This window comes from Bradyrhizobium sp. CCBAU 53338, from assembly GCF_015291665.1.
Taxonomy (GTDB): domain Bacteria; phylum Pseudomonadota; class Alphaproteobacteria; order Rhizobiales; family Xanthobacteraceae; genus Bradyrhizobium.
On record NZ_CP030048.1, the window covers coordinates 1 to 18,666 of the forward strand.

15 protein-coding genes are annotated in these 18,666 nt (G+C 65.5%); 12 read left to right on the forward strand and 3 right to left on the reverse strand.

The genetic code is table 11. From position 1 onward, the window contains the following. The first annotated feature begins 90 nt into the window (after positions 1-90). From dnaA to murA, 9 genes are all read left to right on the forward strand, one after another. The gene (dnaA, locus tag XH90_RS00005; RefSeq protein ID WP_194482907.1) at positions 91-1,503 is read left to right on the forward strand and encodes a chromosomal replication initiator protein DnaA; all 1,413 of its coding nucleotides are present in this window, start codon (positions 91-93) and stop codon (positions 1,501-1,503) included. Between the two features lie 252 nt (positions 1,504-1,755). Further along, positions 1,756-2,874 (forward strand): DNA polymerase III subunit beta, encoded by a 1,119-nt coding sequence (gene dnaN, locus XH90_RS00010; protein WP_194478617.1) that lies wholly within the window; start codon positions 1,756-1,758, stop codon positions 2,872-2,874. A 207-nt stretch (positions 2,875-3,081) separates the two neighbouring features. After that, the gene (locus XH90_RS00015; RefSeq protein WP_194478618.1) at positions 3,082-3,447 is read left to right on the forward strand and encodes an endonuclease domain-containing protein; all 366 of its coding nucleotides are present in this window, start codon (positions 3,082-3,084) and stop codon (positions 3,445-3,447) included. A gap of 87 nt (positions 3,448-3,534) precedes the next feature. Then, positions 3,535-4,671, forward strand: a complete 1,137-nt coding sequence (gene recF, locus XH90_RS00020; protein WP_194478619.1) for a DNA replication/repair protein RecF — start codon at positions 3,535-3,537, stop codon at positions 4,669-4,671. A gap of 118 nt (positions 4,672-4,789) precedes the next feature. Then, complete coding sequence (locus tag XH90_RS00025; protein ID WP_194478620.1) at positions 4,790-5,548, forward strand: hypothetical protein; 759 nt, start codon at positions 4,790-4,792, stop codon at positions 5,546-5,548. A 98-nt stretch (positions 5,549-5,646) separates the two neighbouring features. Continuing rightward, positions 5,647-7,824 carry a hypothetical protein gene (locus tag XH90_RS00030; RefSeq protein WP_194478621.1) on the forward strand — a complete coding sequence of 726 codons (2,178 nt, stop codon included), beginning with the start codon at positions 5,647-5,649 and terminating at the stop codon, positions 7,822-7,824. A 136-nt stretch (positions 7,825-7,960) separates the two neighbouring features. After that, positions 7,961-8,647 carry a hypothetical protein gene (locus XH90_RS00035; protein WP_194482542.1) on the forward strand — a complete coding sequence of 229 codons (687 nt, stop codon included), beginning with the start codon at positions 7,961-7,963 and terminating at the stop codon, positions 8,645-8,647. 282 nt (positions 8,648-8,929) lie between these two features. Beyond that, positions 8,930-11,365, forward strand: coding sequence for a DNA topoisomerase (ATP-hydrolyzing) subunit B (gyrB, locus tag XH90_RS00040; RefSeq protein WP_194478622.1), 2,436 nt, complete (start codon positions 8,930-8,932; stop codon positions 11,363-11,365). A 278-nt stretch (positions 11,366-11,643) separates the two neighbouring features. Further along, complete coding sequence (murA, locus tag XH90_RS00045; RefSeq protein WP_194478623.1) at positions 11,644-12,939, forward strand: UDP-N-acetylglucosamine 1-carboxyvinyltransferase; 1,296 nt, start codon at positions 11,644-11,646, stop codon at positions 12,937-12,939. 73 nt (positions 12,940-13,012) lie between these two features. Here murA and XH90_RS00050 read toward each other — a convergent pair whose 3' ends face one another. Then, complete coding sequence (locus tag XH90_RS00050; protein WP_371748261.1) at positions 13,013-14,233, reverse strand: integrase core domain-containing protein; 1,221 nt, start codon at positions 14,231-14,233, stop codon at positions 13,013-13,015. A gap of 277 nt (positions 14,234-14,510) precedes the next feature. Here XH90_RS00050 and XH90_RS00055 point away from each other — a divergent pair, with 277 nt between their 5' ends. From XH90_RS00055 to XH90_RS00065, 3 genes are read left to right on the forward strand one after another with little or no spacing between them, the layout of a single operon-like run. Next, the gene (locus tag XH90_RS00055) at positions 14,511-15,902 is read left to right on the forward strand and encodes an MATE family efflux transporter (protein ID WP_194478624.1); all 1,392 of its coding nucleotides are present in this window, start codon (positions 14,511-14,513) and stop codon (positions 15,900-15,902) included. Continuing rightward, positions 15,899-16,387 (forward strand): DUF2867 domain-containing protein, encoded by a 489-nt coding sequence (locus tag XH90_RS00060; protein ID WP_194478625.1) that lies wholly within the window; start codon positions 15,899-15,901, stop codon positions 16,385-16,387. The genes XH90_RS00055 and XH90_RS00060 overlap by 4 nt, the downstream gene beginning before the upstream one ends. Further along, positions 16,384-17,034, forward strand: a complete 651-nt coding sequence (locus tag XH90_RS00065; protein ID WP_194478626.1) for a 2-hydroxychromene-2-carboxylate isomerase — start codon at positions 16,384-16,386, stop codon at positions 17,032-17,034. Before XH90_RS00060 ends, XH90_RS00065 begins: the two co-directional genes overlap by 4 nt. Positions 17,035-17,049: 15 nt before the next feature. Here the strand turns inward: XH90_RS00065 and XH90_RS00070 are convergent, their stop codons facing one another. Both XH90_RS00070 and XH90_RS00075 read right to left on the reverse strand, forming a co-directional pair. Then, positions 17,050-17,442 (reverse strand): BLUF domain-containing protein, encoded by a 393-nt coding sequence (locus XH90_RS00070; protein ID WP_194478627.1) that lies wholly within the window; start codon positions 17,440-17,442, stop codon positions 17,050-17,052. 24 nt (positions 17,443-17,466) lie between these two features. Continuing rightward, entirely contained in the window at positions 17,467-18,582 is a 1,116-nt protein-coding gene (locus XH90_RS00075; protein WP_194478628.1) for an aromatic acid exporter family protein, read from the reverse strand. Positions 18,583-18,666 lie beyond the last annotated feature (84 nt).

The window sequence follows — 18,666 nt, forward strand, 5'->3', positions numbered from 1 at the left end:
ATGGATTCGCTCGAGGTCGCGCCATGCATGGCAGGAACTCTGCATGGCGTTCACCACGCAACCTTATCTCTCGAGAAAAGTTTTCAAATGATGACGACATCGGAACAGGATCGCTGGTCCCGCGTGAAGAATCGGCTGCGCTCGAACGTCGGCGAAGACGTCTATACGAGCTGGTTTGCGCGCATGGACCTCGAAGGCGTACAGGAGGAGAGCGTGCGGCTCTCGGTCCCGACCCGCTTCCTGAAGAGCTGGATCCAGGCCCATTATGCCGAGCGCGTGCTGTCGTGCTGGCAGGCCGAGATGCCGGAGGTGCATCGCATCGATCTCACCGTTCGCTCCGCCGTGCGCCCGGTCGTTCAGCCGAAGGAAGCGCCGGCGCCGGTCGAAGCGCGCCGCGCGCCTGCGCCCGAGCTGCGCTCGACCGCGACCGCGCCCGTGTCCGCCAATCATGATGCGCTCGGCGGCTCGCCGCTCGATCCGCGCCTGACCTTTGCGAGCTTCGTCATCGGCCGTTCCAACACGCTGGCGCATGCCGCCGCGCGTCAGGTCGCCGAAGGGCGCCGCGGCGACCCCGTGATGTTCAACCCGCTCTACATTCATGCCGGCGTCGGCCTCGGCAAGACGCATCTCCTGCAGGCGGTGACCTGGGCCGGCAATTCCGGCAACGAGCGCAAGGTGCTTTATCTCACCGCGGAAAAATTCATGTACGGCTTCGTCGCCGCGCTGAAGACGCAGACGGCGCTGGCCTTCAAGGAAGCGCTGCGCGGCATCGACGTGCTCGTGATCGACGACCTGCAGTTCCTGCAGGGCAAGTCGACGCAGGCCGAGTTCTGTCACACGCTGAACGCGCTGATCGATGCCGGCCGTCAGGTCGTGATCGCGGCCGACCGTCCGCCGTCAGATCTGGAAAGCCTGGACGATCGCGTCCGTTCGCGTCTGGCCGGCGGTCTCGTGGTCGAGATGGGCTCGCTCGGCGAGGAGCTGCGCCACGGCATTCTCAAGTCGCGCGTCGCAGCCGCCCGCACCCATCACGCCACCTTCGACGTGCCCGAGGAGGTGCTGCATTATCTGGCGCGCGCCATCACCCATAACGGCCGCGACCTCGAAGGCGCGATCAACCGGCTGCTGGCTCACTCGAAACTCAATAACCAGCCGGTGACGCTGGAGATGGCCGAACGCGAGGTGCGCGACCTGATCCGCCCCTCGGAGCCGAAGCGGATCAAGATCGAGGACATCCAGCGCGTGGTGGCGCGGCAGTACAATGTCAGCCGCTCGGACCTGCTGTCCTCGCGCCGGACCGCCAATGTGGTGCGGCCGCGCCAGGTGGCGATGTACCTCGCCAAGACGCTGACGCTGCGCTCGCTCCCCGAGATCGGCCGCCGCTTCGGTGGCCGCGACCACACCACGGTGCTGCATGCCGTGCGCAAGATCGAGGCGCTCGTCTCCAAGGACAACGCGCTGTCCGAGGAGGTCGAGTCGCTCAAGCGCCAGCTTCAGGAATAAACGCCTAGAGTTCTCCTCCTCGACCTCCCGCCGCCCCGGCCATGCCGGGGCGGCGCCCTTTATTTCTGGCTGTAAATCGTGGGGAACCAGCCCCCGATCCCTTGAATCCCGGGGCCATCCGCGCCACCTTGCGCGACCCTGACGGCTTTGGTCATATCGGCTCGATGACCCGGCCTTCCGGGGTCTTCGGTGCCGCGGCGCGCTGTCCTCCGCCCGGCTTTTTCCATCTTTGGGGATCGGGCGAGTAGTGCAATGAAGGTTACGGTCGAACGCGCGCAACTCCTGAAATCGCTGGGCCATGTCCACCGCGTGGTCGAACGCCGCAACACGATTCCGATCCTGGGCAACGTGCTGGTGCGCGCCGAGAACGCGAAATTATCGCTGAAGGCGACCGACCTCGATCTCGAGGTGACGGAAACGCTGCCGGCGGAGACCGCCACGGCCGGCTCGACCACCGTGCCGGCGCACATGTTCTACGACATCGTGCGCAAGCTGCCCGACGGCTCGCAAATCGTGCTGGAGGCCGACGGCGACCGCGCCGTGCTGGCGATCCGCGCCGGCCGCTCGCGCTTCACGCTGCAGACGCTGCCGGAGAACGACTTCCCCGACCTCGCCGCCGGCGATCTCTCGCATTCGTTCAATCTCGCCGCCAAGGACGTCAAGCGGCTGATCGACCGCACCCAGTTCGCGATCTCGACCGAAGAAACGCGCTATTATCTCAACGGCATCTATCTGCACGCCGCCGGCACGGCGAAGGCCGCGACCCTGCGCGGCGTCGCCACCGACGGCCACCGCCTCGCCCAGCTCGACCTGGTGCAGCCCAAGGGCGCCGAGGGCATGCCCGGCGTCATCGTGCCGCGCAAGACCGTCGGCGAGGTGCAGCGGCTGATCGAGGACAGCGAAGCCGAAATGACGATCGAGCTGTCGCAGGCCAAGATCCGCTTCACGATCGGCAACGTCGTGCTGACCTCGAAACTGATCGACGGCACCTTCCCAGACTATGGCCGCGTCATTCCGCAAGGGAACGACAAGGAGCTCGTCGTCGACAAGAAGGATTTCGAGAACGCGGTCGACCGCGTCTCCACCATCTCCAGCGAGCGCGGCCGCGCGGTGAAACTGTCGCTGTCGCCCGGCAAGCTGGTGCTGTCGGTGACCAATCCGGATTCCGGCAGCGCGACCGAAGAGCTCGAGGTCGAATACGCCTCCGACGCGCTCGATATCGGCTTCAACTCCCGCTACCTCCTCGACATCGCCGCCCAGATCGAGGGCGACGTCGCAACGCTGAGGCTCGCCGATCCCGGCTCGCCGACCCTGGTCCAGGACCGCGACGACAAGAGCGCGCTGTATGTGCTGATGCCGATGCGGGTGTGAGGGAGGTGCCGCTCCGTTCGCGACACCGTCTATGCGGAGACAACCCCTCACCCGGCTTCGCGGAGCGATGCCCTCTCCCACAAGGGGGGAGGGTAAAACGACAGCTTTCCCCGTCGCAACAAGCGCGGTGCACGTTGTTGTGCCCTCTCCCCTTGTGGGAGAGGGCATCTCCGCTGGCGGATACGCACTCAGTCAGGTGAGGGGTTCGTGCCGCGGGAGCCGTCTCATCGGCAAGTCGCCAAGCGCCTCCGCCAATTCGCGAAGAACATGCGGCACGAGCCAACCGATGCGGAAGCCGCAATGTGGCGTTTGCTGAGGGATCGTCGGCTCTCCACTTTCAAGTTTCGCCGACAGGTGCCGTTCAAAAACTACATTCTCGACTTTGTTTGTTTCGAGAAGTCTCTCGTGATCGAGATCGACGGAAGTCAACACGCTGAATCGCAAGGAGACGCGACGCGTGAGGCGGCGCTTGCCGCCGAAGGGTTTTGGACATTGCGCTATTGGAACAACGACGTGTTACAGCAGCCCGCTTCCGTATTGGAGGATATCCTTGAAAAACTCGCTCAGCGGTAACATACCCCTCACCCGTCGCCTCACTTCGTGAGGCGCCACCCTCTCCCACAAGGGGAGAGGGGAAGAATCGCCTCCATCGAACATCACATGACCCCCTCCCGCATTCATCGCCTGACGCTGACGCATTTTCGGAACTATCGGGCGGCGGGGCTCGAGGCGGCGGCTGACATGGTGGCGCTGGTCGGGCCGAACGGGGCGGGCAAGACCAATTGCATCGAGGCGATCTCGTTCCTGTCGCCGGGCCGCGGCTTGCGGCGCGCGACGCTGGAGGATGTCGCCGACAACCAGGGCGACGGGTCCTGGGCAGTCTCCGCCCAGGTCGAGGGCGCGCTGGGCCTCGCCACGCTCGGCACCGGCATCGAGCCGCCGCGCGCGGACGCTGCGGTCAACCGCCGCTGCCGCATCGACCGCGAACCGGTGAATTCGGCGGCCGCCTTCGGCGACCACATCCGCATGGTGTGGCTGACGCCGGCGATGGACGGGCTGTTCATGGGCGGTGCGTCCGAGCGGCGGCGCTTCTTCGACCGCCTGGTGCTGGCGATCGACAGCGAGCATTCCAGCCGCATCAACGCGCTCGAACGTTCGCTGCGTTCGCGCAACCGCCTGCTCGAGACCCGCAATTACGACGACCATTGGTGTGACGCGATCGAGCGCGAGACCGCCGAGCTCGCGGTCGCAGTCGCCGCAACGCGCGGCCAGACCGCGGCGCGGCTCGCCGGCATGCTCGACGCGCGTGCGCAACGATCCGCGTTTCCATCGGCACAGATCGCGCTCGACGGCTGGATGGAGAACGCGCTGCTGACCGAGACCGCGACGTCGGTCGAGGACCGTTACCGCCAGATCCTGCGTGACAACCGCCCGCGCGATGCGATTGCCGGCCGCACCACCGACGGCCCGCATCTCACCGATCTCCAGGTGATCTATGCGCCAAAAAGCATGCCCGCGCGTGATGCCTCGACCGGCGAGCAGAAGGCGCTGCTGATCGGCCTCGTGCTGGCGCATGCGACGCTGGTCGCCGAGATGACCGGCATCGTGCCGCTGCTGCTGCTCGACGAGGTCGTCGCCCATCTCGATCCCAACCGGCGCGCCGCGCTGTTCGACGAGCTGCGCAAGCTCGGCGCGCAGGTGTGGCTGACCGGCGCGGACCCGGCCGCGTTTGCCGAGATCGGCGCGGGCGGCGAAGTGTTTGACGTCGAGAGCGGACGCGTTTCCGCCCGGCGATAGCCTGATGCGTTGAACCCGGCCTAACCGGGCCGCGACTAGGACTGTGAGGCCGCTGCTGGCGGTGTCGCAGCCGTTGCGATCGCGCGAACGACACGCGCGATATCCCTGGAGAGAAGCCATGATGACGGTAAGGCGAGGGGCGAAAGCCCCGGCACGATGGCGGCTGTTCGTGTGCGGCCTCGCCCTGCTCGCAAGCGGCCTCGCCGCCGCAAGCGCAACCGGCTGGATGCCGCATCTGCCGCCGCTGTTCTCGTCGGCGCTCACGCCGGATCCCGATGCCGCCCTGCCCGCCCCGACGCGGACCAGCTATCGCGAGATCGGCACCACGAAAATGCTCGGCATCGGGGTTCCGCTGCGGACCAAGCTCACGGCGCGCATCCCCGCGCAGCTCGGCGACGTGCTCACCTTCTACCGCGCCGAGTTCGGCAAGCTCGGCTGGCAGGAGCAGCGCGACGGCGCCGTGATCGCCAGCGATCACGTCCGGCTCGCCTTCGTCACGCCGCTGGGGCCGGCGGCGCTGGCGCTTGACCGCAAGGACGAGAGCACCCTCGTCAATCTGGTGCAGCGAAACAAGGAGGCCGCGACCATGGCGCATGTGATGCCGCGGCCCGGCCGCGCGGCACTGATGTTCACCAATCTTGGCGACAAGGAAGCCGTGCTCACGCTCGACCACCATACCGTCACGCTTCCGGCTCGCGCAGGCAAGGAGCGCCCCGAGGCGCCGCTGTTCAACATGCCGCCCGGCAAATATTCATACGCGTTGAAGATCGCCGGCGGTCCGGACCGCGACACGACGATCGAGATCGCGGCCGGCGATGCCTGGGAGGTCACGGTCGGTCCCGAAGGCGATTTGTGGTCGCCGCTGCAGCTGTATTGAGCGCGCGCCGCGGGATACCGCCGTTGAACCTGTCCGGCTCCATCAACGACTAGCTGTCTGGGCCGCGCCGATTCCCGCGAAATCCAGGAGATTTGCCGATGTCGATGACCAAGCGCGGGATGCAGGTCCCGGCACGTGGGCTGCTGCTTGCATGCGGCGTTCTGCTGACGGCGAGCACCGCGCACGCGGCGCAATTCGACGCCGGCTATGTCGATCCTCACGCGGTGCCGATGCTGCCAGGCGCGATCGAGGACACCTCGCGCCCCGATCCCTACCGGGTGCAATACGGCGTACCGACCGTGGTCGCCGTGACGGCAGCTGCGGTGAAGAAGATGCTCAGCACTGAGGGCTGGGTGTCCTATGTCCGCCCGCTCGACGAGACCAACACCAATCTCGCCTTCAAGAAGGGGCGGCAGGGACTGTCGGTTTCCTTCACGCAGGGCCTCGGCCGTCCCGATCAATCCGCGGTCACCTACTCGCCAAACCGGATCTATTCGAACGTGCCGTTCCCCGAAGGCGCCGTTGATCTCGTGTTCGACGAGACGCGGCCCTATCTCGGCTGCATCGCGCCCAGCGCGTTCGATGCGACGGTGGCGTTCTACCTCAAGGAAATGGCCGCGATCGGCTGGCGCAAGCTCACGCCCGAAACAGCCGCAAGCTGGCCGAACGCAGACCTGAGCGCGCCAATCCCGAACGGCGTCCGCGCCTTCTTCGACCACCCCGATGGCGATTCGACGCAATTCTACAAGCAGAAGCCGGTGATGCTGACCCTGACCCGCCGTGACGACGCACGCACCAATGTCGACATCAGGGTCGCGCCGTTCGCACTGCCCACCGATCTCGAGGCGGGCGATGCGGCTGGCCTGCCGGAGCCGAAGCCGTTCAAATCATCCTCCGGACGAGGCAACGCCCAAACCGCAACGCGCGAGCTGATCGTCGCGGCCCTTGCCGATCTGCCCGCCGTGCTCGCCTTCTACCATCGCGAATTTGCCGCGCGCGGCTGGACCGAACAGGGAAGCGCGCCGCTTGCCCCGGGAGATGAAGTCGCGCTGAAATTCTCCTCGCCCGAGGAAAACGGCGTGCTGCACTTGGGGCGCAAATACGATTTCACGATGGTGCATTTGACCGCGCAGGTGAAGGAGAGCGTGCTCGCCGCCCGCGCCAAGGCGAAGAAGGATGCCGACGAGCAATTCATGAAGGACGCGGAGGCGATGACGAAGCAGGTGCTCGCCGAGGACGCGGCCCGTCGCAAGGTACAAGCCACCGCACTCTCGGATACGCCGCTGCAGGCGCAGGCCGGGAGCACCACGCCGGTGCCGCTGCCGGAAAATGCACAGGAGGTGGATTTCGATGGCGCCGGCGGCCGGCTCGAATTCACCACCACATCAAGCGTCAAGGCTCTCGCCACGTTCTACCGCTCATCGCTCAAGCAGGCGGGTTGGAAGGAGCAGCCGTCGGTGATCAACCAGCCGAACATGGCTGTCCTGGAGTTCGCCAGGGGCGGCAAATCGATCTCGTTCACAGTGATGCAGATGGGGCCGAAGGTGAATGTCAGCGCCGATGGCTCGGGCCTCAAGATGGCCGCAGCCAATCCTGGCTCCAAGGCCGCCTCAGCGAGCCGCGATGCGGCTAGCGCGCAGGCCAAGGCGTCCGGCTTGCTGGAGGCGGATCCTGACTCTGCACTGCCCGTGCCGAAGCAACACAGCTCGACCTCGCTTGGCACGGCAAAACTGCCCGGCATCGAGGCGCCGTTCCGCCGCGAGCTCGAAGCCAGCGTCCCGGCCGAACTCGGCGACGTGCTTGCCTTCTATCGCACCGAGCTGAAAAAACTCGGTTGGCAGGAGAAGCCTGAAGGCGCGGTGACGACCGCCGATCGCGTCCAGCTCGCCTTCGCGTCCCCGCAGGGACCGGCGATGCTGAAGCTTGGCCGCGCCAACGGCGAAACTTCGGTCAACCTCGTGCAGAAGAACCCTGAAGCCGCGACCAAGGCGGACATCATGCCGAAACCGGGTCAGGCAAAGCTCTTGCTCGGCAATATGGGCGGTCAGGACGCGCAGATCACCATCAACAAGCAGACCGTCAAGATCGTCGCTGGCGCAGGCGGTCCTCAGTCGCCGAAGGGCCCCATGCTCGATGTACCGCCGGGCAGGTACCAATATTCGCTGAAGGTGGCCGGCCGCCCGGTCCGCAGCGACACGATCGAGGTCGCCGCGGGCGACGCCTGGGGCTTGATGGTGGGGCCGACCGGCGAAGTGCTGCCGTTGCAGATGTATTGATCCCGCAGCCGTTGCCTGTGACGGCCAGGTTGAACCCATCCGGTTCGTGGGACGACTAGTCGTCGAGAGGCGGCGACCGTGTCGCGGCCGCTGCATCGCGCGGAGATCACGAGGCGCGACATCCAGGAGAGTGGGCATGGCAACGGCAGGGCGCGGGACGAAGCTCCCGGCACGGTGGCGGCTGTTGGTTTGCGGCCTCATGCTTCTCTCGGGCTGTTCGCAAGAACCGCTGACCGCAGCAGACCCCCACGCCGACCTGCCCGTGCCGACGCGAGCCAGTCACTCGAGTTTTAGCACCTCCCACGCGTCCGGCATCGAAGTCCCGCTTCGGATCGAGCTCAAAGCCCAGGTGCCCGCGGAGCTCAGCGACGTGCTCGCCTTCTACCGCGCAGAGCTCGCAAAGCGCGGCTGGCGGGAAAAGCCTGATGGCGCGATGGTCGCCGCCGATCGGGCGTTGCTCGTCTTCGCCTCCCCGAAGGGGCCGGGCATGATGACGCTCGACCGCGCCAAGGGCGAAACCACGATCGACCTGGTGCAGCGGAATACAGAGACCGCGGCCAAGGCCAACTTCCTGCCGACACCAGGACAAGCTCGGCTTATATTCGGCTATCTCAGGCCGAACGCGGCTTCGCTTGTCATCAACGATCAAACCATCGAGATCGCTGGTGGCGAAAATCATCCACAAGTGCTGGATCTGCCGCCGGGCACATATCCCTACGAGCTGCGCGCGTGGGGCCTTCTGCTGCGCGCCGATACCGTCACCCTGGCGGCAGGCGAGGCCTGGGGCCTCAGCGACGACAAGAAGCCGTCCCAGATCTACTGAACCCCTTGGCCTGTTCCGGGGCACCACAGCGCCCCGGACGAGCGTCTGCACCCCCGCAAAATCCACGTCTTCGAGGGCCAAAAACGAGCTCTCGAATCGGGCTTTGGACGAGCCCCGGAATCGGCCTTCGGACGCCTTGAAATCGGGCTCAAAAACCCCATTTCCTCAAAGGGTTGCCGGAAGATAGTTTGCGCTAGGCGCTAGCCCTCTTTCATGGCACAAATAGCCTGCAAATCAGCGCCTTCTGCGCGGCTGATTCGGGCGACATCTCGAAGGCCTCTCATGACAGAACCTGCTCGGCAGACGCCTGCCGAAAACGAGCCCTCCACCGCGAGCGAATACGGCGCGGAATCGATCCGCGTGCTCAAGGGGCTCGATGCCGTCCGAAAGCGCCCCGGCATGTATATCGGCGACACCGATGACGGCTCGGGCCTCCATCACATGGTGTACGAAGTCGTCGACAACGCCATCGACGAAGCGCTGGCGGGCCACGCCACGCGCGTCGACGTCGTGCTCAATGCCGACAATTCCGTCAGTGTGCGCGACGACGGCCGCGGCATTCCCGTCGACATCCACAAGGGCGAAGGCATCTCTGCGGCCGAGGTCATCATGACCCAGCTGCACGCCGGCGGTAAGTTCGACCAGAACTCCTACAAGGTCTCCGGCGGTCTGCACGGCGTCGGCGTCTCCGTCGTCAACGCGCTGTCGAGCAAGCTGGGCTTGCGCATCTGGCGCGACGACAAGGAGCACTACATCGAGTTCGCCCATGGCGATGCGGTCGCACCGCTGAAAGTGGTCGGCGATGCGCCGGGACGGCGCGGCACCGAGGTGACGTTCCTGGCCTCGTCCGAGACCTTCAAGAACATCGAGTATGATTTCGCGACGCTCGAGCACCGGCTGCGCGAGCTCGCCTTCCTCAATTCCGGCGTCAACATCGCGCTGTCCGACATGCGTCACGCGGTCGAAAAGCGCGAGGAGATGTATTATTCCGGCGGCGTCGAGGAGTTCGTCAAATATCTCGACCGCAACAAGACGGCCCTGGTGCCCAAGCCGATCATGGTGCGCGCCGAAGCCAACGGCATCGGCGTCGAGGCCGCCTTGTGGTGGAACGACAGCTATCATGAGAACGTGCTGTGCTTCACCAACAACATCCCGCAGCGTGACGGCGGCACCCATCTCGCCGGCTTCCGCGGCGCGCTGACGCGCCAGGTCACCGGCTATGCCGAAGCCAACGCGAAGAAGGAAAAGGTCGCGCTGACCGGCGACGACTGCCGCGAAGGCTTGACCGCCGTGCTCTCGGTGAAGGTGCCGGACCCGAAATTCTCGTCGCAGACCAAGGACAAGCTGGTGTCCTCGGAAGTGCGTCCCGTGGTCGAGAACGTCCTCAACGAGGCGCTCCAGGCCTGGTTCGAGGAGCATCCGAGCGAAGCCAAGATGATCGTCGGCAAGGTGATCCAGGCCGCCGCTGCCCGCGAAGCCGCGCGAAAGGCGCGCGAGCTGACGCGCAAGAGCCCGCTCTCGGTGTCCTCGCTGCCCGGCAAGCTCGCCGACTGCCAGGAAAAGGATCCGGAAAAATCCGAGCTCTTCATCGTCGAGGGTGACTCGGCAGGCGGCAGCGCCAAGCAAGGGCGCAACCGCGAATTCCAGGCGGTGCTGCCGCTGCGCGGCAAGATCCTCAACGTGGAACGCGTTCGTTCCGACACCATGCTGAAGAGTGAGCAGATCGGCACGTTGATCACCGCCCTCGGCACCGGTATCGGCGACGAATTCTCGATCGACAAGCTGCGCTACCACAAGATCATCGTGATGACGGACGCCGACGTCGACGGCGCCCACATCCGTACGCTGCTGCTGACGTTCTTCTACCGGCAGATGCCCGACATCATCGATGGCGGCTATCTCTATATCGCCCAGCCGCCGCTCTATAAGGTCAGCAGAGGCAAGTCCGAGCAGTACCTGAAGGACGAGCGTGCGCTGGAGGATTATCTGATCGACGCCGGCCTTGACGATTGCGTGTACATCCCCGGCACCGGCGGCGACCGGTCCGGCCGCGATCTGCGCGCGCTGGTGGATGATGCCCGTGTTGTCCGCAGCATTTTGCGCAATCTGCACAGCCGCTACAACCGCAAGGTCGTCGAGCAGGCCGCCATCACCGGCGTGCTGAATAAGTCGGTCTACGGCAACCCCGAGAACGCCACGGCCGCGGCGCAGTACATCGCGACCCGGCTGGACAGCCAGGCCGAGGAGGTCGAGCGCGGCTGGGTCGGGCAGTTCATCGAGGGCCAGGGCTTCCTGTTCGAGCGCACCGTGCGCGGCGTCAAGGAAGCCGCCATCATCGACGACGCGCTGCTCGGCTCCGCCGAAGCCCGCAAGCTCGACGAGTACGCGCCAAAGCTCCAGGACGTCTATGCCCGCTCCGGCAAGCTGCGGCGCAAGGACAGCGAGCACGTGGTGCACGGCCCGTCCGACCTGTTCGAGGCGGTCACCGACTCCGGGCGCAAAGGCATCACGCTGCAGCGCTACAAAGGCCTGGGCGAGATGAACCCCGAGCAGCTGTGGGAGACCACGCTCGACACTGACGTGCGCTCGCTGCTCCAGGTAAAGGTCAAGGAGGTCGACGAGGCCGACGACATCTTCACCAAGCTGATGGGCGACGTGGTCGAACCGCGCCGCGATTTCATTCAGGAGCATTCGCTGAGCGCGACGATCGATATTTGAGGCTTGCTTCGCCTCTTCCGCTTGCGGGAGAGGCCGATGGGCCCCGGGCGATGCGAAGCATCGTCCCGCGCGCGGCGGGTGAGGGCTTTCTCCTCGCGGGGATGTTTTCTCTAAATCTCGGCAATCCCGCCGCGGAAGCGCCCCCTCCCCCGCAAGCGAGAGATGGAGCGCACCTTCTTCGTGGTGACCATCAAGCCTGAATTGCTACCGCCCACAATTCTCGGTAGTTTCCGCCTCCAAAGCAGCCCGCCCCAACCCTACAGGACGGAGAGATCCAAGTGGCGCCCATCCAATACATCGTCGAGGGCGGTCACCGGCTCTCGGGCTCGATCGAGCCGGCCGGCAACAAGAATTCTGCGCTTCCGATCATTGCAGCCGCACTCCTCACCGAACATCCGGTGACGCTGGAGAACGTGCCGCGGATCCGCGACACCGAGACGCTGGTCGAGCTGATCCGCTCGGTCGGTGCATCTGCGGAATGGACCGCCCGCAACACGCTTCACATCCACGCCAAGAGCATCCGCGCCGCCGATCTCGATCCCGAGCTCTGCGTCCGCATCCGCGCTTCCATCCTGCTGGCAGGTCCCCTGCTCGCCCGCTGCGGCGAGGTGATGCTGCCGCCGCCGGGCGGCGACGTGATCGGCCGGCGCCGGCTCGACACCCACGTGCTGGCGCTGGAGCAGCTCGGTGCCAAGGTCACCGCGACCGACCGGCTCGAATTCCGCTGCCCCAAGCTCACCGGCGCCGACGTGTTCCTGGACGAGCCGAGCGTCACGGCGACCGAGAACGCGCTGGTCGCCGCCGTCGCCGCCGACGGCGTCACTTATCTGCGCAACGCGGCGTCCGAGCCGCATGTGCAGGACCTCGCCAATTTCCTGGCCGCGCTCGGCGCGAGGATCGAGGGCATCGGCACCAACACCATGGTCATCCATGGCCCGGCGACGCTCGGTGCTGCGACCTACCGGATCCAGCCCGACCATATCGAGGTCGGCTCGCTGATCGGCCTCGCCGCCGTGACGCGCTCGCCGCTTCGTATTGTTCGTGCCGGCGTCGAGCATTTGCGCTCGATCCGCATGGGTTTCGAGCGGCTCGGCATCGTCTGCCGCGTCGAGGGCGACGATCTCATCGTGCCGTCGAACCAGACGCTGAAGATCCAGGACGATTTCGGCGGCCACGTGCCGAAGCTGGAAGACCAGCCCTGGCCGGCCTTCCCGGCCGATCTGATGTCGATCGCGATCGTCACCGCGACGCAATGCGAAGGCGTGATCCTGATGTTCGAGAAGATGTTCGAGTCCAGGATGTTCTTCGTCGACAAGCTGATCGGGATGGGCGCGCGCATCGTGCTCTGCGATCCGCATCGCGCGATCATCGCGGGCCCCAGCCGGCTGCACGGCGCGACGCTGAGTTCGCCGGACATCCGCGCCGGCATGGCGATGCTGCTCGCCGCCGTGTGCGCCGAGGGTACCTCCACCATCAACAACGCCGACCAGATCGAGCGCGGCTATGAGCGCATCGACGAACGCCTGAACGCGCTGGGCGCGAAGATCCGCCGCGTGCCGGAGCGGAAGGGGTGAAGGGGTCTTGAGCAACCGGCGACATAGGTAACAGATCAAACCGACGACATGGGTAACACAATTCTCGTTTCGTTCAGGTCTGTTGTTGTTGGGGCTGTGGACCCTGGGGGCAACGCGCAGCGTTGTCCCCAAGTCCACGGCCTTTGCGTTTAGGGCGTCGCAGTTCGTCTGCATGGTGAGCGATGGTGCCGAGCGTGATCGGGCCGTAGCTGACTATCCAGCCATCTTCAGCTTCAGCCAGGCCGACCGGCTCACCCGCCAGAGCTGCGGTGATGTAGATGAACTTGCCGTCGAGTTTGATCTCTCCGTTGTGCCGAACCCGGCGCACCTCCCGATCTCCATACTCCGGCGAGCGCAGGATGCCGTCGAAGCGTCGCGGTGAAGCTCGATAGCGCTCGGCCGGCGTCGCATCGTCGAGTGACTGGTGCGGACGTTCTTCGTTGTAGAGCCGCTGGAAGCTGCGTAGTCGCTTCAGTTGTTCGCGCATGCTGTGCGCCGGCGGATTGGCCACATCCTGCAACAGAGTGAGATGCATGCGCTCGTGACGGCCGTTCTGCTGCGGCTTGCCCGGGGCAATGCGTTCCGGCGTCACGCCGGCCTTGATCAGTTTCACCGACAGTTGCGACAGCCCGCCCGCGCCGGTCGACGCAAAGGGAGAGCCGTTGTCCGACCGCAGGTAACGGGGCAGCCCGAACTCGCGGAAGGCCGCATCCAGCACCGGCCAGACATGGTCGGTATCCGTCCGGGAGAGGGCCTGGCAGCGCAACAGGTAGCGGCTATGAGCGTCGGTCAACGTCAGCGGTTCACACCGCTTGCCGTCGCCGGTCAGGAACCAACCCTTGAAGTCGATGCACCAGACGTCGTTGGCGGCCTCGCAACCGGCAAACGGCGCACTCGATGGCGGGCTACGCCGGCGCAGCTTGCGCTTCACCGTCAACCCCTCGCGGTCGAACAGCTCCCCGATCGTGCTCGTCGCCGGCCAAGCCGTTTTGGGCGCGGCGCGCTTCAAATAGGCCCGAACCTTCCTCGGCCCCCAGGTCGGATGTGCCCGACGCACCTCGAGGCAGCGCTCCGCGACCTTCGGGACAATTGCTTGCGGATGATGCGCCGGCGCTCGCGAACGGTCGAGCAGACCGGCAACCCCTTCCTCTTCGAAGCGCGCCAGCCACTTGTATCCAATCCGGCGGCTTACATCGAACCGCCGGCAGATCGCGGCAAACGACTCCTCGCCCTTCTCAACCGCCACCATAAAGCGCATCCGCTCTTCCACGGCACAGGTCTCCTTCCAACCCATCGGCAGGGTCCTCCCTGCCGACAGTTGACCTGTTACCCATGTCGCCGGTCTATTCTGTTACCCATGTAGCCGGTTAGGACCGTCTTTTTTCCTTCTCCCCTTGTGGGAGAAGGTGGCGCGAAGCGCCGGATGAGGGGTTCTCTCCTAGATCGTATCTGTTGAGACATACCCCTCACCCGTCTCGCCGCTACGCGGCGAGCCACGCTCTCCCACAAGGGGAGAGGGTAAGAAACCGAGGGCCATGTTTTCGTCGCCCTGCTGTGCTATTGCAGCCAACATGCTCGACACGGTCCAACCACAACAGCCGGGGCAAGCCGGCGTACAAGGCCATCTCGCGCAGGAATTCGTCGAGACGTTGCGGCTGGCCGTGCCGATGATGCTGACGCAGCTCGGACAGATCGCGATGGTCACGAGCGATCTCGCGCTGATCGGGCGCCTCGGCGAGGATTCGGTCGCCGCTGCGGCACTTGCGCACACCGTCTATTTCGTCAGCTTCACCTTCGGGCTCGGCCTGATGGCTGCGGTGTCGCCGCTGGCAGCCCAGGCGTTCGGCGCCGGCGACATCAGGCGCATTCGCCGCTCCCTGCGCGTCGGCCTGTGGGTCGCGTTCCTCATTTCACTGCCGATGATGGCCTCGCCGCTGTATGGCGAGCACATCCTGACGGCACTCGGACAGGCGCCGCATTCGGCCGCGCTGGCGCAGCGCTATCTGAATGGCCTCGCCTGGGGCATCGCGCCGGCGCTCGGCTTCATCGCGCTGCGCAGCATGATGAGCGCGGTGAACCGGCCACAGGCGCCGCTGTGGATCACGCTGGCGGCGATCCCCGCGAATTTCGCGCTGGTCTATTGCCTGATCCATGGCCTGTTCGGCCTGCCGGAGCTCGGCCTGTTCGGCGCGGGGCTTGGGACCACGCTGGTCAATCTCGGCACCTTCATCGCCGCACTCGCCATTGCGGCGTGGCGCAAGCCGTTCGCCGACTACCGTCCGCTCGCCCACCTCTGGCGGATCGACTGGCCCTTGATGCGTCAGCTGATCGCCATCGGCGCGCCGATCTCGTTTTCGCTGCTGCTGGAATACGGCCTGTTCTCCTCGGCCGCGCTGCTGATGGGGCTGATCTCGACCACAGCGTTGGCCGCGCATCAGATCGCGCTCCAGGTCACGGCCGTGCTGTTCATGATCCCGCTCGGCATCGGCATGGCCGCGACGGTGCGTGTCGGCCATGCTTTCGGCCGCGAGGATCCTGCCGGCGTCCGGCGTGCGGGCCTCGTCGCGGCAGTGCTCGGGATCGCGTTCGTATCGGCGCTGACCATTGCCATCATCCTCGGCCGATATGAGCTCGGGCGGCTGTTCTTCGGCAGCAGCGCGGCCAGCGTGCCGACGGTCGAGCTGACGGCGACGCTTCTCCTTGTCGGTGCGACCTTCTTCATCGCCGATGCGCTGCAGACCATCATGGGCGGCGCACTGCGCGGCATCAATGACACAAGGATGACATTGGTGTTCGCAGCAACAGGCTATTGGTGCGTCGGCTTCCCCATCGCCTGGGTACTGGCCTTCCATGCCGGCCTCGGCGCGGTCGGCGTCTGGATCGGGCTGTCGATCGGATCGTTCGTCTATGCCGGCCTGTTGATCTTGCGCTTTGGCATGCTGACGCGCAAAATCGCGGGATGACAGGATCCGTTCGCGAAATCACGCCCGATGTCGATGCCGGCGCTGTGCTGGCAGGGGCGCAGTTTATCGATGCGTTTCGTGCAGAGGTCGGCGCCAGGCAATTGAGCGCCCGCGAGGCCTGCACCCGAATGGTGCTGCACGGGCCGCGCTGGATCGACGGGTTGACCCGCTTGCGCAACATTCTGGTGACACCCTTCGGCTTGAAAACATCGGGTGAAGCCGCCCATGCGCCCGGCGGCCTGATCGGCTTGTTTCCGGTGGTGAGCGAGACGCCTGAGCGGCTGGTCGCCGGCTTCGACGACTATCATCTCGATTTCCGTATCGTGGTCGATGTCGCCGGCGAAGCGCCGCTCCGCCACGTCACCGTGACCACTCTGGTGAAGACCAACAATCTCCTCGGACGGACTTACCTCACGCTCATCACGCCGTTCCACAAGCTGGTGGCCCGCAGCATGATGGGATGCATCCTGGAGCCGGCGCGATGACGCTGTCCGTCGACCTCTTCTTCTCCTTTCGCAGCCCGTACAGCTATCTGGCGCTGCCGAGGACGCTGAAGCTGGTCGAGGAATATGATCTCGCGATCAACCTGCGGCCGGTCTATCCGATCGCGGTTCGCGTGCCCGGTTTCTTCAAGAAGGCCAGTCCGCAGTTTGCACGCTACATCGTGCTGGACTCCCGCCGTGTCGCCGCGCACGCCGGCATTCCGTTCCGCTTTCCACGGCCCGACCCGATCGTGCAGGACATGACGACGCTCGATGTCGCGGCAGAGCAGCCCTATATCCATCGCCTGACGCGCCTGGGAGCGATGGCGCAGCTCGACGGCCGCTCGCTCGCGTTCACATCAGCGATCGCGCCGGTGCTCTGGGATGGTTCGGTTGCCGGCTGGAACGAAGGCGATCACCTCGCGCGGGCAGCCGACAAGGCCGGGTTCGATCTCGCCACGATGGATGCGGCGATCAGCGCCGACCTGGATCGCTATGAGCAGGTGATCACCGAGAACGAAAAGGACCACGCGGCGTCAGGCCATTGGGGCGTGCCGACCTTCGTGTTCGAGAACGAGCCGTTCTTCGGCCAGGACCGCATCGATCTGTTGCTCTGGCGCTTGCAAAGCAAGGGTCTCGCGAAGCGTTAGCACCTTGATCGACGCTTACTCGGTGCCCGCGACAAAATGGTCCATGTAGTCAAGCAACTCTCTGACGTCTTGCGCGCGCACGGCGTCGGATAAAACCCTGTCTATTGCGGTTGCCCGTCCCGCATATGCCAAAGCCCAGCGCCCATACCTGCGGTGCTTGATGCTGGGAGTCGTCAGAGTTCGGACGTCCGCGTGCCTGCGATCCCTGCAAATCGAGAGCTTCATCGTAGCAAGTTTCTCGTCGGGGCCTTCGAGAAACTGGGCAAAGTGGCGACCGGAAAATATCAGCACGCCCGTGAGGCCAAGCTCTGCGTTTCTCGTTTCCGCCGTGCTTCTGATGCTGGCGATCTCGCCATCAGCGTTGTCGCCGAGCAGACTGGTGCTGACATAGACCCAGGTCGAAAACATGGCTTCGCCCTCAATCCGAATACGTCACTCGGCCACCTTCACCGGCCCGTCCACCGCCGCCTCCGACCATTCGCCGACGACGCGGTCGAGGTCGCAGAGATTCTGGTGCATCTGCTCGAGCGAGAAGCCGAGCGCGAAGAAGCGTTCGGCGGTGTCGCCGGTGTGGCCGCGGATCAGGCCGTCCTGGCGCACGGCCGCGACCGCCTCGGCGTAATGCTGAAGCGCGACATGCACGGGATGGATCGGCGGCGCACCGGCGCCTTCGCGAAGGGCATCGGCGGCCGACTTCAGGAAACGCAGGATCGCCGCGCTGACCTCTGCCAGGGGGCTGGCGAGCCTGACCTGCACCTCGGCCGGCAGCGGCACCACGGTGGCGCGGCCGATCATCACGACGTCGTGGCGCAGCCGCAGGATCGTGCGCAGCAAGGGGCCGGTGTCGGGGCCGCTCGACAGAAGCGCCGAACGCTCGCGCTCGGCCTCCGCGCCGATGGTATTCATGCCCACCATGGCGGTGCCGATGCCGTCCTGGATCCGATGCAGCGCATCGTTGTCGCGGCCACGCGTAAGACCGGCGAGCAATTCGTTGAAGGCCTCCGCGATCAGATCGAGCAGTTTCGCCGCGCTGGCGCGGATCTGCCGCACCGCGCGCGAGGGCAGCACCAGGAAGGAGACGAGCAGCCCCGTCACCGCGCCGACCGAAACCTCGCTGACACGATCGATCGCCGAGGCCATGGGATCGGCATGATGCATGCTCGGAAGCACCAGAACGATCACGGCCGTCACCGTCGCGGAGCTCAGGTTCGGGTAGATCGATGCGACGAAGGCCAGCGGCGCCACGGCCAGCACCAGCAGTCCCAGCAGGCCCGCTTCGCTGGAATAGGGAATCAGGATCGCGATCGCGCCGCCATAGATGGCGCCGCCGATCGTGCCGAGCATGTAATCGCGCGTCGCCTTCAACGAACGGCCGACGCTCATCTGGGTGACGATGATCGACGTCAGCACGGCCCAGAGCGGCAACAACAGATGCAGCGCGGTGGCGAGTGCGTAGGCCGCGGTGGCCGCGACCGTGACCCGGACCGCCAGCCCCAGCTGCGTCCTGCGCGACCAGACACGGTCGAACAACTGTCTTGCTGAAATCATCGTCTGATGTCCCGGACCCATCCTCATCCCACCAGCCAAGAGCATAGCTGATGCCCGCGGCCCCAAGGCCGCTTGAAAGGCAAA